Origin of the sequence: Bacillus methanolicus (assembly GCF_028888695.1) — a bacterium.
GTDB classification, from domain to species: Bacteria; Bacillota; Bacilli; order Bacillales; family Cytobacillaceae; genus Bacillus_Z; species Bacillus_Z methanolicus_B.
Genome location: NZ_PNFF01000002.1, coordinates 203,401 through 219,479 on the forward strand (window position 1 = coordinate 203,401; position 16,079 = coordinate 219,479).

Sequence of the window (16,079 nt, forward strand, 5' to 3'; positions counted from 1 at the left end):
AGCTCATACCCTTCCCTCGAATATGATTCAGAGCTTGCAGATCCTTCATCTACAAGCTCTTTTTTCGATAATACCGCATCTAAAAGAGAATTAACGGTGCAACCACCTTGTTCCGCTAACTTCTATTAAACTTCATTTCATTTATCATCAAGCAAAGTCTTTCACCTATTCTTGATCATAAGCATTAAGAGCATTGACAGCATGGGCAAGGGCAGAACCTGCCTTTAATGCGGTTGCAACAAAAATGCTTTCCGCCAACTCTTCTTTCGTTGCACCTTGTTTCTTTGCTCCTGTCGTATGAACATCAATGCAATACGGGCATCCTGTTGTATGAGCTACTGCTACCGCAATAAGTTCTTTTTCTTTTGCACTTAATACTCCATCTTTCATTGAATTTTTATCAAAATCAATAAAGGAAGCGAATGCATCCCCCGATAACTTGGAAAACTCTCTAATTCTAGCAAAATATTCTTTTTTGTATAGCTCCTGGTCTTCATGTCCATCATATGAATTTAACGCATTCACGCCATGAGCAAGTGCGGATCCTGCTTTCAAGGCAGTTGCTACCATTATGCTCTCTGCCATTTGTTCTTTCGTAACACCGAGTTTTTTCGCCTTCCCAACATGAACATCGATACAATATGGGCAACCGGTCGTATGTGCAACGGCAATGGCAATCAATTCTTTCAACGGTTGGCTGAGTTTTCCCTCAGCTAGAGCTTTTTGGTCAAATTCTACAAAGGCGCGGAAAGCCTCCGGTGCTAAATCTTTTAATTCCGGCAATCTGGAAAAGTAAGATTTTTGATACAAACTTTCTTTATTAATCGTTTCAGGCATCGTCATTCCTCCCAATTTATTGTGAAAAATATCGTTATATCGACATTATACAGAAAATACTGAAAAACAACCAATTATTTGCAACCATAGTGCCCACGATTGACAACCAACATGTTTTAACCGAAAAACAAATCCGATTTGCTGAAGGTCATATACTCTTCTTTTACAGAAGAGTTCATGTGCGAAGGAAGACCGGTCTTACCGGCAGCTTTTCATACTTCCTCTCAATTTCTCTTTCGCACCTTTCCGCCAGCTTTTGACGGCTGAGACAGACACATTTTCTATCTCCGCGATTTCTTTTATCGTCAATCCGTCCAAGAAAGTATACAATACCCATTTTGTTTGGTTTGGGGTCAATGACTCGCAATACGATAATAATAGATTGACTTCAAAGGGGTCTTCGGTAAATGGGTCTACAATAAACTCCCAAAACTCTTCCTTCGGATAGATGTTTCGTTCTTCATGCTTGTTTGCCCTCGTCAATTCCGTTAAAAACTTTCCTTTTATATACGCAAAAGCATAATTCGTGAAGCTTCCTTTCGCAGGATTAAATCGCTGCCACGCTTCCCATAAGGAGATCAATCCAAGCTGATAAAATTCCTCTTTGTTTTTGTAGATGTTTAAAGTGAAAATGAGTTTGTGAATCATTGGTTCATATTGCCTCGCTAACTGCTCAAAGCTTTCCATTATGAGATCCTTTCAGGAAAGCGCGCTTTCTCTTATATTCCCGGGTAGCTATACCATAACGTCGCCAGTAATTTTTCTCGAACAGAGAAAGATTGGTTTTTGAGCTGAAAAAAGGTGTCATTTGGCCTTTTTTGCAAGGCAAAATGTTAATTTTCGCAATAAAAACGACTCAATTCCCGAAACATCGTACATTTGTTAAAAATTATAATAATTCTTTTTTTTGGAAATGAAAAAGGATCAGACCCGAAGTCAGACCCTTTTTTTGAAACTATGCCATGTGGCAGGTAATTTTCTTAAGCCAAAAGAAGCGCAAAATTGACTCATACATTAATTAAATGTTGGCAGAAAAATCATCTTATGTCACTCAATCTTGAATTGACTGACAAGGGACTCCAGTTCCTCTGCCATTTGGGCAAGGGATTTTGCCGAAGCATGAATTTCCTCCATTGAGGCATGCTGTTCTTCTGTTGACGTTGCAATTTCTTCAAAACAAGCTGCATTTTTTTGGACAAGTAATGCAATTTCAGAGGCGGAAGAAGATACTTCTTCCACACTTGCTGAAATTTGCTGAACGGTTGCCGTTATTTCTTGTATTTGCGGAGTAATATCTCGGGTTTTGTCTAAAATCTGCATAAACTTATTCGATGTTTCAATCGAGACTTTTACACCTTTCTCCGCATTATTCATAATTTCACTCATAATCTGAACAGATTCTTCTGTATCTTCTTGAATACGATTGATTAAATCTGCAATCATTTTCGTTGAAGTTTGCGATTGTTCAGCTAATTTTCTTACTTCGTCAGCTACTACCGCAAACCCTTTTCCGTGTTCTCCCGCTCTGGCCGCTTCGATAGCTGCATTAAGTGCTAAAAGATTGGTTTGGTCAGCAATCCCGTTTATGACATCAAGTATTTTCCCGATTTCTTGGGAACGTTGTGAAAGGGATTGAATAACTTCATTGGATTTACGAATAGATTCATGGATCGAACGCATTTGAGCTAAATTGTTTTCTACAAATTGGCCTCCTTCTTCAGCTTCTTTTTCGCTTTCTTTCGCTAATTCTGAAACAGTAGTTGATTTTTCTGCTATTCGTAAAACTCCTTCAAGAGCTTCCTTCAGCGCATCTGCATTTTGCTCAAGTTTGTTTCTTGAATTTTCGGATGCACTTGCAACTTCTTGAATGGCAGACGCTACATTTTCTGACGCTGCTGTTGTTTGGTCTGCACTTGCAGTCAGCTCTTCGGATGCCGTTGCCACTTGATGTGAGCTTTGATTTACAGTAAGAAGAATTCCTTGCAAACTATGGATCATATTATTAAAAGAAGCTGTCAGTGCACCAATTTCATCTTTTGATTGATATGACCCTTTTACGGTGAGGTCTCCTTTCTCCGCTTTAGAGAGCAAGTTCTTCAGTTCTTCCGTTGGTTTTACAATCATCCTTGTGATCAGAATCCCAACTGTAATTAAAAGAATAAGCGATGCTGCAATGACAATATTAAAAATGATGGTTGCATTTCTAAAATCTTGCTTATTTTGAGAATTTGTTTGTCCGGCAATCTTTGCATTCAGTTTCCCTAATTCGGCAAGAGTATTATTTGCAAGGGTGCGTTGTGGTGCTACTTTTCCTATATAAAGCTTGTAAGCTTCGTCATTTCGATTTAGTGAAGCCAATTGAATGACTTCTTCTCTCGATTTCCGAAGCTGTTTCATGTTTTGCTTATAGTGGTCGAACTTTTTCATTGCTTCAGCATTCATATGTGTATTCTCGTACTTCTTAATCAATGAATCGATTTCTTCTACCTCAGTTTCAATCATTCTTTTCAGTTGCACTTTCCTTGCAGAATCCGTGGTAATCATAAGTTCTAATGTATAAGAATCGAGAGCGCGGTTATTAATTCTGATTTGACTCAACCATTGAATCGGCATCAAGTTTTCTTTATACGTATATTCTGATTTCTGAGCCATTTCTCTTACATAATTTAATCCAACTGCTCCGACTGCTCCTAATGAAACGGCGGCAATGATCAGCAAAATCAACAATTTTTGATAGATTCTTAGATTTCGCAATTTCTTCATATAAAATATTACTCCCTTCATTTTTCTAAATAATTATCTACAATGCGTTATCTAGCTGCATCAAATCCAATTGGAATTTCTTGCATAAAAAATGTGAAAAAATTGTCATATTATGTTGAATTATACCATATTCAAGCGACATCAGGGACCACTTGGAACAATCACATGCCTTGCGAAAGATGTTGGGGTTGTTTACACATATTGTTAAAAAACAACAAAGAAAGCACCATTAGAAAAGATGATGTTTGCTGGTTTGGTACGGAGATTTAACATGAAAGCATTCGATCTGGAGGAAATCAATAACAAATATTGCTTTTGGCTAAAAAAAATCGCGGAAGCCAAACAACCATCTCGTTGAATGCTTCCGCGTTTTTTTATAAAGTATCACTAGATAAAAGAACATCGAGTGAAAAGCTAAAAACTGCATTGAAAAATAGAATATTTATTAATCAAACGTTTGATTAATAAAAAGGAAAAAATACGCGCATTACAAAGATGAGACTGATTTTTATGCAGGCAAGCAAGTTTCAACCAGTTAGCGAAGTTGCGAAATAATCATAAAAAAACTCGAAATGAAGCTCAATATCTTCTTAATCCTGCACAAAAACTATCATTCTAGTTATGTATAACAATTAGCAGGCAATCAACAGAGACAAAAATAACAACAGCCCATGAATCTATCAAAAATTAGAATTGACCCGTTTAAAGATAACATTAAGTAAGGACTTTCTCAGGTGAGGAAAAACGAAACTTTGTATATGCTGTACGGTGAAGTTGTTTTTGAAGAGCATAATAAGAAATATCAAGATGCAGCCGGGATTGATTGGAAAATACAATAATGGAACCTTGACGATGTTTTCCCGGCAAAATTCGTTTTACATGGTTGTGAAAAATCCATTGACAATCAAAAGATCTTGGCGATTCCGTCGGGAACGCATACATATCCAGCTGCGGGTTGACCGGTACGGGAATTTTATTATGAGTTCCGGTCAAGTAAACAACAGCCCGCTTTCTTCCCTCATAGGTTGATCCGCCTTCGAGACAAGCATCCTTTATTAGTTGAATAGGAGTTCTTACAGAATATAGTACATCATCTGTCTCAAGGATTTTACTGGCATACTTTTCATCCTTTATAGGCAAAACAGCCATCGTATTCGGATTTAATTCATAGTGGAACGTTTTTTTCTCCATTATTTATTTTCCTCCTTTGCTTCTAAAATATGACATATATACTATATTATTTCCAGAATAACCAAAATGTATATATTTGTCAATTATATTTTTAATTTTCGTAATTTTTAAATAAAAGAAGATCTTTAATTTCGACAGATGTCCGGTACTATTTTCACAACAATTAAATGGGGATCGAAAGTATGAAAACACTCCCATAAATTTATAAATACAGGCAAATAGTTATGGACTAAATTTCCTTATATGTTTTATTATAGTTGCATATCCAGTTCTTTTGAATTATTAATTTTTACAGAAAGAGGGTCATAGGTGAAAAAAGTTGTCATTTCATTCCTTTGCTTAATTTTAGCAGGCGCAGGTGCTTTTTTTAGTTACGAGTATTTTTTCAATAAAAATAAAGCAACACTTGCTTCTAAGCAACAAACACCTAAAGAAGAAACTTTAAACGAGGACGAAGGAGCTAAATCGGCTAGTCCGCTGACCGAAGAAGAAGCTACCGCCACTTTTAGAAAGCTCTACGACAAGCTAATGAACAGAATTGATGAGCTGGGGCAAGAAAACGAATGGTCTTCATCAAGTAATCCTGCTGACCTGGAAACTTTACAAGAAGGGATTGAGCCATACACCTCAAAGAAATTCAGAGAAGTAATTCTTCCAACGATCATCGAAGACCTTTATTGCGAATGCGATTCCTTTGCGATGCCCAACCCTGATTTAGATATCCGATTGAAGCTGGTTGAAAGCAAACCGGATTATTTTAAAGTCAGGACCGTTGATCTCGCAGACGAACTGTCAGAAGGCGAACAAATCTTCTATACTGTCATAAAGGAAAATGAGAAATGGAAAATACACTCTTATAACCAAATTCAAGCTTACGATAAGCCGTTAAATATCACAAAAGAAGAAGCTGAGAAATACATAAAAAATATTTATCCTTCAGCGAAGTATTTGAAAGAAGTCCAGTTTGAACACACAGAATATTCAGATGAATTTAGTTATGATAATAGTAAATGGTTTTTATTTTATATACAAGAAATTGACGATGTATATGCAGTATCTGTTAACGACGGAAGTATTCTTTCCGACGTTCCCAAAGAATTTATTCCCAACTTTATCGAGTTAGAAGAAGATTCATATTATTAAAAAATAAATCAAACAGGAGTTGAAAATCGTGAGTGATATTCAGACAAAACTTGGCGAAGGATTGAATATGCTCCAGGGCAGCCTTCAGCAAGGAAAGCAAAAACTTCAAATTGCGCAGGAAATCAGCCAATTAAAAAAATCGTTGCAAGAAACCATTGATCAGCGCGCTAACTTAATAATAAAAATTGGCGAACAAGTTTATAAAATGCTGCGTATGTCATCATTGCACGATGATACATTGACTGAAATGGCGCAGCCGTTACTAGATTTAGATAAACAAATCTATCAAATCCGGCAATCATTAGAAGAGCTGAACAAGACGACAGCAAACGGAAATGCTTGTTCGAATTGCAGATCCCCTGTCAGTGAAAATGACAGATTTTGCGGCAGCTGCGGATCTAAAATAGCAGCAATGAATACGGCAGATAATGAAGAACGAATTCAATGTGGAACATGCAGCGCGACTGTCCCTGCCACAGCCCAATTTTGCGGATGCTGCGGCGTAAAGATATAGAAAAACGAGGAGGATAATCAGGATATGTACTGCAGCACTTGCGGAGCAGAAAATTCCGCTTCAAATAATTACTGCATTAATGATGGTACGAAATTAAAACCTTATCAAGGAAAATATTCTTTAGATAAATCTGCTTCTCAATTTTGTTCAAACTGCGGGAATGCCGCAGCTCCAAGTGATAATTATTGCGGTTCATGCGGCACGACTCTTTACAGCTATAAGAAAACGGGCTCAAAAGATGCAATCAGCCCCGTAAAAGCGAATGTTCAAATCACCCGTGCTATTCCGAAGTTTAATATGGAATTTTTTAAGCCGGCCCTTTTCTCTTCAGCAGCTGCTCTATTACTCGTATTTATTATGAGTTTTGTCGTATTTAGTACAAACAAAAATACTTCATTGTCTTTTCTTGAAAAAGAATTAAACATCGATGTAAATGAAGTCATTAAAGATGCCGAGATTATGACTGACTCAATTCCTGAACCGGATTCATTATTCGGATTAACAGACATGGTAATGGCTTCCCATTTCATATCCCCGGTATTTAAGGTAGATATGAATATTGACGAGCCTATATCTGGGGAAATAAAATTATCTTTTGGTGCCATGATCTTATTATTAATTCCTTTGTTATCTCTATTCTCATCAGGAATGATTTATCAAAAAATATCGAGGGAGACTTCCCCTGCGAGCCTTTTTTATGGAGCCATAACTGTTGGTATCATATATGGATTGCTATTAGTGATTATTTCTCTGTTCAGCGGATTCGATTATGATGTAGATTCTGAATTACTATCTATAAAAATACATACTTCTTACTCAATTTTTTCAGCATTTATAAAAGGATTCGGTTTTGCATTTCTTTTTAGTTATATCGGGATGCTGTTCGCCATTAACTTTAAAAAAGCTACAGGCCATTTAAGTCAAGTACATGAATATGGAGAAGCTATTCACCAAGGAATATCTACCTTTTTCCGAAGCATGCTGGCTTTTTCTGTCATTTCAATCATTATTTTTAAAATGATGACGGATAAATTTTTAAACCAGTTAGCATGGTTAATTGGAGATGCCACCGTTCAACAAATAATCGATAAATCTTCTCAATTTGTGCTTGCAATCGGGACACAAATAGGATTGTTTACTTGGAATCTATCAAGCTTCGGTACACTGAAGCTTGTTGGACGATCAGATGACGAGGATTCCATATTCACCTATTCGATGTTCAAAGGAATTGAAACGAAGGGTGATTTTACGGATTTGGATTTATACAAATTCCATGAAATAATAGATAGTTCAAATTTCGGATTGTACACGAAACTCGGAACTCTTTTATTAATTATTCTTTTTATATGGTCAGGCTATAGAATTTCAAAAAAAGCATCAAATTCATTGGTGTCTATCGTTATTTACAGCTTTGTATACTCTCTCCTTTTCAGTTTATTAACTGCTATCACAAAATTCCACATTTCAGGAACCGCTAGTAATGAGTCTTCATTCGAAATGATGCTTGGATTCAGTGGAATAGCAGGGTTTATTAAGAGTTACTTAATGTCCTTTATTTTTGCATATGCAGGTACTTTTATTGCGAAATGGAAAAGTTAACGAAGGAGCGTATGTATGAAATATTGTAAAAATTGCGGCGAGAAATTATCTGCAAACCAGACATTTTGTACGAATTGCGGTACCCAGTTCGACAGCCGCGAGATTGCGGCCAATCGTACAATGCAAAAAAGAGAACGGCAGCAGCTTTCTGCAAAAATGAAAGCAACAATTGTTTCAGTTATCGTGATACTAGCTGTTCTTGCCGGAAGCCATCTTTATTTTTCAGCCCAATCAAAGCCAATAAAAACGGTGGAAAAATTTGAACAAGCTGTAAGGAATAAAGATGCGAAAGCCCTTGCCGATATCATGAATAATGGACAGAATAAGCTCACTGTCTCTGATAAGGAAGCTGCCTCATATATCAATTACCTTACGAAAGAAAATGATTTTAAAGAGATCAGCAAAGAACTTAAGAGGCAGGCATACAGTATAGAAGGATATAAAAAACTCGAGCCGATACAGGATATTTACGGAAATAAACTGATTAAATTAAAAAAGCTTTCAAAAAAACAGTGGTTATTCTATGATCAATATGGAATCGAATTTTTTCCAATTCAATTAAATGTTTCATCAAATCTGGAAAACACAGAAATCTGGCTTAATGGGAAAAAGGTTAAGAAATTAAAAGAAAGCGAACTCTCCGAAAAAATCGGCTATATCTTTCCGGGAGAACAAAAGATAAAAAGTGTTTTCAACGGGGAATACGCCAAATTGACCGCTGAAGACACCTTGGATTTCGCCGATTCCGAAGAAAATGTATTGGACGTTTATATGGAGCTGGACGGCGCAAGCATTGTTGTTTACTCTAACGACGAAAATGCTGTGTTGTTCGTAAATGGAAAAAGCACCGGAAAGAAAATCGCAGATATTGACAGCTTCGGTCCTGTTCCAACTGACGGAACAATTAAGCTTCATGCCGAAAGAACTATCAATGGGAAAACAGAAAAAACCGAGGAATTTGAAGTAACCGATGACTCAAGTATCGACTTCATTTTCGAAGAACCGGAAACAGAAGCTGCTTCTGCCGAAGCCGATATACAAGGATACATGGATGCCATTGGAGAAGAACAAATAGAGTCATTTATGTACGATCACTTTGTTACTCAAGTAAATGCCTTTAATAACCGGGATTTTGATGTAGCGAAAGAAACGCTTGATCCGAATGGCAAATCATATATTGAGAATAGAAAATATATCAAATACTTAGAAGAAAAAGGCATTACCGAAGAGTTTCATGATATGGAATTAATCGATTATGAACCGGTGGATGGCGGCTTTAACGTGACTACCGAGGAGAGCTATACGATTTATTATGGGGATGGAACGTCGAAGTATAAAGAATTCCGATCAAAATTTTACTTAACAGTTTTAGAAGAAGGTTTAAAAGTGCACACACTAATTGAGACGAAAGAATTGTACAGCGATGATCTTTAGAGACCATAGTGAAGCTGACCTTCCAAAGAGAACTCTTGAAATCAAATTGAATTGATTAATATTTGCAAGTTTAGCAGGAAATCATGACCGGGCTAGGCCCGGTCATTTTTTGTTAAAATATCGTATCGGAATGGAGGATCATAATAGTGATCGACGGGTTATTTTCTGAATGAAGGCTCATTTTTCAGATGAAGGCTCATATATCAAAATAAGGGCTCATTTTTTTGAATGAAAGCTCATATCCGCGAACGACGGCTCATTTTTCTGAATGAAGGCTCATATTCGCAAACGACGGCTCATAAATTAGAACGAGGGCTCATAAATGCGAACGACAGCTCATTTTTCAAATTTACTCCCCCTTTTTTAGTTTTATGTCAAACTCTGTATTACTAAATGTTCCCAAACATAATCATTCCAATGACAGATAATCTTCAACTAAAACCTTAGTTTGTTAAAATTAATATATTATTTTATTTCCTGAATTTTTCAGGGTTTTCAATTCTTGTTGAAATTATTTCTCCACAATTCAAGCAGAAGGTATAGATTTTATTTGAACCCATTGATAATTTCTTATCTAATGGTTTTATGGGCATAAAATCGCTTCCTTCTGTAAATTCATTACCATTACATTTTGGACAATTTTTATCATTAGACAATTTCATCACATCCTCCACATTCCTTAAGGCGCTCCATTTAACTGTCGTTGCTAACTTTGATCCATTACTTATTTAATTGTCTTCAAATAAGAATTAATTTCCTTTTCCGTTAATCCTCTTTTCTCTGTACTATACTTGACAAGTTCGGTAATATCCGTCTGAGGAGCTATGAGCACTTTTCCTACATAAACCGATGAAGTTTTCTTATCCCAAGTTACCGGTTTTGAATAATTGGTTAGTGCGTTTGACAATGCTTCTACCGGCACGTACAGATTGTTTTCATATTTAATAGGCTCAACGACATTCCCTTTGGCATCAGTTGGTTTAACTAAATTTCCGTCGACATATAGTTTTGTACCACCCGTTACTACTTTAATGCTTTTTAAAGTTCCAGATGGTGTGGATATGCCTTTCTCTAATAATCAAAATTTAGAAAATATCTCCAAAAAGCCGAATGTTTTTTCATTAGCCTCACCTCCCTCGCTGTCAAGTACCAAAAAGAATAGATATAAAAGCCGTTGTTATAATCTTCCCCTATGCAAAACTTGAATAGTTACTGAAACTCCCATAATTTGTGATAATATGAATTTTTGATCCTGCTATATTAAGAACTACCTTCTTCCGTTGAAATATGTAAGTTATTTTGTTTGACAAACTAACTATTTTCTTCTTTACTAATACGCTTGAAAAAAGCTGCTGATTCTTTGTGAATACTTTCATGGAGGCTAAAATAATTCGATAGGCTTCTTTCAAGGTTAATTTACTGTTTGCACGAAGAACATCTTCCTCGGCAAGCAGAAATATTTTTTTCACATAATAAAGCTGTTCTTCTGCTAAATAATCGATATCTGCTTGCAGACTAAAACATCCAACATATATTTAGTAAACTCTTTTATTGCTAACATAGAATTAGGGAGAAAATGGACGCTTTTTTGTCCCAACTAGGATGCGGATTGACTTTGGAGTAATTTAAGCAAGAGAGTGCATTCTTTTGCTGCTTTTTTGCTATTTTTATAGGTATCTTTCCATTAAATGACTTCCCTTTCCCTTTAAGACCTGATAAACAAAGAAATAAGATATATGCTTTAAGTTTTGTTATCGGGGCTTTAATATTTTTTATTTTCTTTCGTTCGCTTTCTTTCACTATACCAAGATAAACCAGTTTATCTAAATCACTAACCGAAGCAGCGCTTGTTAATTGTCAGTAAAAAGCTAAAAAAAAAGCAACATGACCCACCGATCTTCAAGTTCTTAGCAATTACGTCAGATTGAAAAACCAACATAAGCAAAAAGTTTAAGCGTGACAAAAAAGCGATCGAAATGCTTCATAATGTAGGAATATCAATCTGTATATATAGTAATATTTTACCATACGAGAATAATTGTGTAAATTAATTTTGTGTATGCTCCCGTTTATGCTTGAAAATATATTTTACGAAATTAAAACTTTTCTTTAACAATTGTTTGATAGTATGATAGAGAAAAAATAAATTTTGGGAGGTTTTACATGATTAGGAAAAAAATCAAAAAACACATTGGTTTATTTTTTGCTGCAATGTTGACAGCAGCAAGTTTCGCAGCACCAGTAGCCGGGTTTGCCCAATCTCCTGAACAAAAGGCTGTATACTGGAACGGCTCCGTGTTAAAAACAGGGCAAATTGGCAAAATTAATGTTTTAAAATCTACGAAGTTATGGAAATGGGATAAAAACAAAAAGGCGCAAGTCGTTCGTACGCTAAAAGCGGGTGAACAATACCGTGTTTATGGCTATGATGCGAAAGACGGCGGCTTATACTTCTTAGGATCCGGTCTCTTTGTTAAAAAACAACCTGGTTTCGTAAAATACGAGACTCCTTCAAAAGAAAAGCTTGCCCTTGTCAATGGTCATAAACGTGAGCAAGAAACGCCTAAAGTCGAGCCAAAACCATTTGCTTTTACTATCATGCATACAAACGATACACACGCTCACTTAGATAACGCAGCCCGCCGCATTACAGCGATTGAAAATATTCGTAAAAAAACAAAACATTCCATTTTGCTTGATGCGGGAGATGTCTTTTCTGGAACGTTATTTTTCAACAAATACTTAGGCCAGGCAGATTTACAGTTTATGAATCAGGCGCGCTACGACGCGATGGTGCCCGGCAACCACGAATTTGACAAAGGGCCTAAGCCATTTGCCGATTTCGTGAAAAACGCAAAATTCCCAATCGTTAGCTCCAATATCGTTTACAATAAAGAGCCTGAGTTGAAAAACTTGTTTAAGGGCGGCGTAGGCAAAAATGCTAAAGGCGGCGGCATTTACGAAGCAATTATTTTAAATGTCGGCGGCGAAAAGGTCGGCATCTTCGGTTTAACAACAGAGGAGACAGCGATTCTTGCTAACCCTGGTAAAAACATTGTATTTGAAAACGCCAAAACAAAAGCACAACAAGCAGTTAACTTGCTGAAAAAAGAAGATGTGAACAAAATTATTGCTTTAAGCCACTTAGGTTATAAATACGATGTAGAATTAGGGGAACAAGTAAAAGGCATTGATGTGATCGTCGGCGGTCATAGCCATACAAAACTTGAAGAACCGGCAGCGCTTCACGTCAAAGAAGAGCCGACTATTATTGTCCAAGCCAATGAATATAGTAAATTCTTAGGTCGCGTTGATGTCTACTTTGACGAAAAAGGAGTTCTTGAAGACTGGCGCGGACAATTAATTGACCTTGACGCGGTGGATGGAAACAAAAATTATGTCATCCCTTCCAATCAAAAAGCGCAAGCCTTATATGAGGAATTGAAAAAACCTTTAGATGAAATGAAAGCAGAAATTGTCGGCAAAACAAAAGTCTTTCTGGATGGGGAACGTCAAAATGTCCACACAAAAGAAACCAACTTAGGAAACTTTGTTGCTGACGGCATGCTTGCAAAAGCGCAAGAAAGCACAACAGCAACGATCGCGATTCAAAATGGGGGCGGAATTCGCTCTTCGATTAATGAAGGAAATATTTCAATGGGTGATGTATTAACGGTAATGCCGTTTGCGAATACGCTTGTAACGCTTGAATTAACAGGAGCAGAAATTATTGAAGCGCTCGAAAATGGTGTCAGCAAAGTTGAAGAGCAAGCTGGCCGCTTCCCTCAAGTTGCCGGTATGAAATTTACGTACGATCCGAAAAAACCTGCGGGCAGCCGCATTGTTGACGTTCAAGTAAAAACGGATAAAGGATTTGCTCCAATCGATAAAACAGCAAAATATATCGTTGCAACAAACGCTTATATGGCTGACGGCGGCGACGGCTATACGGTCTTTAAGAAAGCGAAAGAAGAAGGACGCATGACAGAGCTATTCATTCCTGACTATCAAGTATTTATCGACTACTTACAAAAATTTGATGCAGTCGAACCGAAGGTAGAAGGTCGTATTAATATTGTTCAATAATAAAAAGGGGGCTGCCACAAAAGTAGAAATTTTACTTTTGGGAATAAGCCCCTTTTCTTCTATCTTTATATTTTCACCCACCGTCACAGTTGCAGCCTATTTGTTTTCTGCTGAAACGGCTTTTTCAGGACACAGGCTGTTCTAAAACATTTTACTTTATTAACAAGTCTTTCGGCGGTGTCTCATATTAATGTATCCTGGGATATTTAATCAAACGTTTGATTAATAAATCGAATTTCAAAAACCCCATCTTTTACACTTTCTGCAAAATTTATGTTGATATCCTATTGAAACCAAGTTCCCTTATCTTTACTGAATGAGGACCAGTTCCTTCAGTTTTTCAATTAAAGAAACCGAATCAGATCCCCAATTGAATTAAGAATTATTTACTTTTTCACCTTTACAACTTTTCCAGCACTCTTATTTCCGGATCCGTCAACAGCAATCACTTTAATAGATGTTCCTGTTTTTTTAGGAGTTATTTTAATCGTATATTTTCCATACTTATCCGCTTTGGCGCTTCCGATTTTTTGGCTCCCCACATATGCAATGACCGTGGAGTTTGCTTCCGCTTTTCCGGTGATCGTTTTAGATTTGCTGGTAATAGTGTTAACGCTTGGTGCAGCAGGTGGAATTCTATCTGCTACCACCACTGCTCTCTCTTTGCTTGTATAACCAGATTTGTCTTTCACTGTTACATACAGCTTCGTACCGGCTTTTTGCACCGGAATACTAACGTTAAAGGCTCCTTTGCTGTCGCTTTTGCCGGTATATACTTTCGAGTTGATTTTCACGGAAACCGTTCCATTTGGCACCGTTTTTCCTGTCACCGACTTGCTCTTATTGCTTACTAAATTTACAGTTGGCGGTGCAGGCAACAAATCAGGGGATTGGACGCTGAGTGTGTATTTTCCCGTAGAAGTGCTTTTATTAACTTTAATATAATATGTCCCTGCTTTAAGATCCTTCCACTCTGACCATTTTGCCGGATTTGCCGGATTGCCTTCAGAAACATATTTACTGAATACTTCATTTCCCTCTGAATCTTCCAATCCTATATACACTCCAGCTATAAAAGAGTCCAGCTTAACTGTTACCCTGCCTGATTTCGGCAAGACGACCTTGTAATAATCATTGCTGTCATTCCAGCTGATAAATCCGGTTACTGTTTGGCTATTGACCGCAAGTGGCTGTGCTTGCACTGTCCCGTTATTAGGTTCGATTTCATTGTTTTTGGCCGCCTCGTAGTTTACTTTTAAATCGTATTTTCCAGTAGAAGAGCTTTTATTAACTTTAATATAATATGTTCCTGCTTCAAGATCCTTCCAGTCTGACCATTTTGCCGGATTTGCCGGATTGCCTTCAGAAACATATTTACTGAATACTTCATTTCCCTCTGAATCTTCCAATCCTATATACACTCCAGCTATAAAAGAGTCCAGCTTAACTGTTACCCTGCCTGATTTCGGCAAGACGACCTTGTAATAATCATTGCTGTCATTCCAGCTGATAAATCCGGTTACTGTTTGGCTATTTAACGCAAGCGGCTGTGCTTGCACTGTCCCGTTATTAGGTCCGATTTCATTGTTATTGGCCGCCTCGTAGTTTACTCTTAAATCGTATTTTCCAGTAGAAGAGCTTTTATTAACTTTAATATAATATGTTCCTGCTTCAAGATCCTTCCAGTCTGACCATTTTGCCGGATTTACCGGATTGCCTTCAGAAACATATTTCCTGAATACTTCATTTCCATCTGAATCTTCCAGTCCTATATACACCCCAGCTATATAAGAGTCGAGTTTAACTGTAACTCTCCCGGCTTGCTTTAAATTTATCATGTAAATTTGTTCATCATCGGTGTCAGTAATGTATCCAGAAACTGTTGTACCTAACGGCAATTCTATCGGCGAACTGGCGGATGCCGTATTCGTTTTCACAAATGAGATCGTAATAAGAGCAATCCCTAAGAAAAAAGAAAATATCTTTTTACCGCTTCTCATAAAATTTCCCCCTAATAGAACATTATAAGTTTGGTTGATTATGTACGATACTGCAATCAAAAGCTGAATTCCCTTTTGACCTATCACCTTTTTCCTAATGGTTCAATTATTATTATTTTACAATACTTGTAATTCAAAGAAAATCATTGTTTGTTTTATAAATTTCGACATATTTTACGTCTACTTAATAACTGCCATTTGACGCCAAAAAAATACGGCTTGCAGGATATACCGGCCTACAAGACGTTAGAAAAAAGATCAATAAATTTGCATGAATTATTCAACGCAACTAAAAACAAATGTTATCGTAAAATTGAAAATTTTATTCAAATTTATCCAGACAGTAATTTGCCGGGAAAATTACCATTTGTACAGCTTTGAAATCAACAATGTTCTCATCTAGGTTCCTGACTTTAACTAAAATCTCGGATTATTCCTTCCGAATATAAAGCAAACGGCAGATGCCAGGAAAGGAATAGGTGAAAATGGAAATAGATATTAAATCTTTAAAA

At 36.8% G+C, this 16,079-nt stretch carries 11 protein-coding genes; 5 read left to right on the plus strand and 6 right to left on the minus strand.

Features of this window, described 5'->3' with window-relative positions; all coding sequences use genetic code 11:
• Positions 1-165: 165 nt before the first annotated feature.
• From C0966_RS12705 to C0966_RS12720, 4 genes are all read right to left on the minus strand, one after another.
• Positions 166-837 (minus strand): carboxymuconolactone decarboxylase family protein, encoded by a 672-nt coding sequence (locus C0966_RS12705; protein WP_274856079.1) that lies wholly within the window; start codon positions 835-837, stop codon positions 166-168.
• A gap of 198 nt (positions 838-1,035) precedes the next feature.
• Entirely contained in the window at positions 1,036-1,524 is a 489-nt protein-coding gene (locus tag C0966_RS12710; protein WP_274856080.1) for a sigma-70 family RNA polymerase sigma factor, read from the minus strand.
• 360 nt (positions 1,525-1,884) lie between these two features.
• Positions 1,885-3,600 carry a methyl-accepting chemotaxis protein gene (locus C0966_RS12715; protein WP_274856082.1) on the minus strand — a complete coding sequence of 572 codons (1,716 nt, stop codon included), beginning with the start codon at positions 3,598-3,600 and terminating at the stop codon, positions 1,885-1,887.
• A gap of 714 nt (positions 3,601-4,314) precedes the next feature.
• On the minus strand, positions 4,315-4,791 hold the full coding sequence (locus C0966_RS12720; protein WP_274856083.1) for a competence protein ComK: 477 nt from the start codon (positions 4,789-4,791) through the stop codon (positions 4,315-4,317).
• A gap of 309 nt (positions 4,792-5,100) precedes the next feature.
• On the opposite strand from C0966_RS12720, the gene C0966_RS12725 reads away from it, so the two are divergent.
• The 4 genes from C0966_RS12725 to C0966_RS12740 are packed head-to-tail and all read left to right on the plus strand — an operon-like array spanning position 5,101 to position 9,481.
• Positions 5,101-5,934: a hypothetical protein gene (locus tag C0966_RS12725; RefSeq protein ID WP_274856084.1), complete on the plus strand. Its 834-nt coding sequence runs from the start codon at positions 5,101-5,103 to the stop codon at positions 5,932-5,934.
• Positions 5,935-5,962: 28 nt separating this feature from the next.
• Positions 5,963-6,448, plus strand: coding sequence for a zinc ribbon domain-containing protein (locus C0966_RS12730; RefSeq protein WP_274856086.1), 486 nt, complete (start codon positions 5,963-5,965; stop codon positions 6,446-6,448).
• A 24-nt stretch (positions 6,449-6,472) separates the two neighbouring features.
• The gene (locus C0966_RS12735; protein ID WP_274856087.1) at positions 6,473-8,047 is read left to right on the plus strand and encodes a zinc ribbon domain-containing protein; all 1,575 of its coding nucleotides are present in this window, start codon (positions 6,473-6,475) and stop codon (positions 8,045-8,047) included.
• 15 nt (positions 8,048-8,062) lie between these two features.
• Entirely contained in the window at positions 8,063-9,481 is a 1,419-nt protein-coding gene (locus C0966_RS12740) for a zinc ribbon domain-containing protein (protein WP_274856089.1), read from the plus strand.
• Positions 9,482-9,951: 470 nt separating this feature from the next.
• On the opposite strand, the gene C0966_RS12745 is transcribed toward C0966_RS12740, so the two are convergent.
• Positions 9,952-10,143: a hypothetical protein gene (locus C0966_RS12745; RefSeq protein WP_274856092.1), complete on the minus strand. Its 192-nt coding sequence runs from the start codon at positions 10,141-10,143 to the stop codon at positions 9,952-9,954.
• A 1,501-nt stretch (positions 10,144-11,644) separates the two neighbouring features.
• On the opposite strand from C0966_RS12745, the gene C0966_RS12750 reads away from it, so the two are divergent.
• Positions 11,645-13,567, plus strand: a complete 1,923-nt coding sequence (locus tag C0966_RS12750; protein WP_274856094.1) for a bifunctional metallophosphatase/5'-nucleotidase — start codon at positions 11,645-11,647, stop codon at positions 13,565-13,567.
• A 386-nt stretch (positions 13,568-13,953) separates the two neighbouring features.
• Here the strand turns inward: C0966_RS12750 and C0966_RS12755 are convergent, their stop codons facing one another.
• Positions 13,954-15,567, minus strand: a complete 1,614-nt coding sequence (locus C0966_RS12755; RefSeq protein WP_274856096.1) for an Ig-like domain-containing protein — start codon at positions 15,565-15,567, stop codon at positions 13,954-13,956.
• Positions 15,568-16,079 lie beyond the last annotated feature (512 nt).

Bases quoted from the DNA above. Each gene is read 5' to 3' on its own strand.
- C0966_RS12705 (WP_274856079.1), bottom strand. From the start codon at position 837: ATGCCTGAAACGATTAATAAAGAAAGTTTGTATCAAAAATCTTACTTT.
- C0966_RS12710 (WP_274856080.1), bottom strand. From the start codon at position 1,524: ATGGAAAGCTTTGAGCAGTTAGCGAGGCAATATGAACCAATGATTCAC.
- C0966_RS12715 (WP_274856082.1), bottom strand. From the start codon at position 3,600: ATGAAGAAATTGCGAAATCTAAGAATCTATCAAAAATTGTTGATTTTG.
- C0966_RS12720 (WP_274856083.1), bottom strand. From the start codon at position 4,791: ATGGAGAAAAAAACGTTCCACTATGAATTAAATCCGAATACGATGGCT.
- C0966_RS12735 (WP_274856087.1), top strand. From the start codon at position 6,473: ATGTACTGCAGCACTTGCGGAGCAGAAAATTCCGCTTCAAATAATTAC.
- C0966_RS12740 (WP_274856089.1), top strand. From the start codon at position 8,063: ATGAAATATTGTAAAAATTGCGGCGAGAAATTATCTGCAAACCAGACA.
- C0966_RS12745 (WP_274856092.1), bottom strand. From the start codon at position 10,143: ATGAAATTGTCTAATGATAAAAATTGTCCAAAATGTAATGGTAATGAA.
- C0966_RS12750 (WP_274856094.1), top strand. From the start codon at position 11,645: ATGATTAGGAAAAAAATCAAAAAACACATTGGTTTATTTTTTGCTGCA.
- C0966_RS12755 (WP_274856096.1), bottom strand. From the start codon at position 15,567: ATGAGAAGCGGTAAAAAGATATTTTCTTTTTTCTTAGGGATTGCTCTT.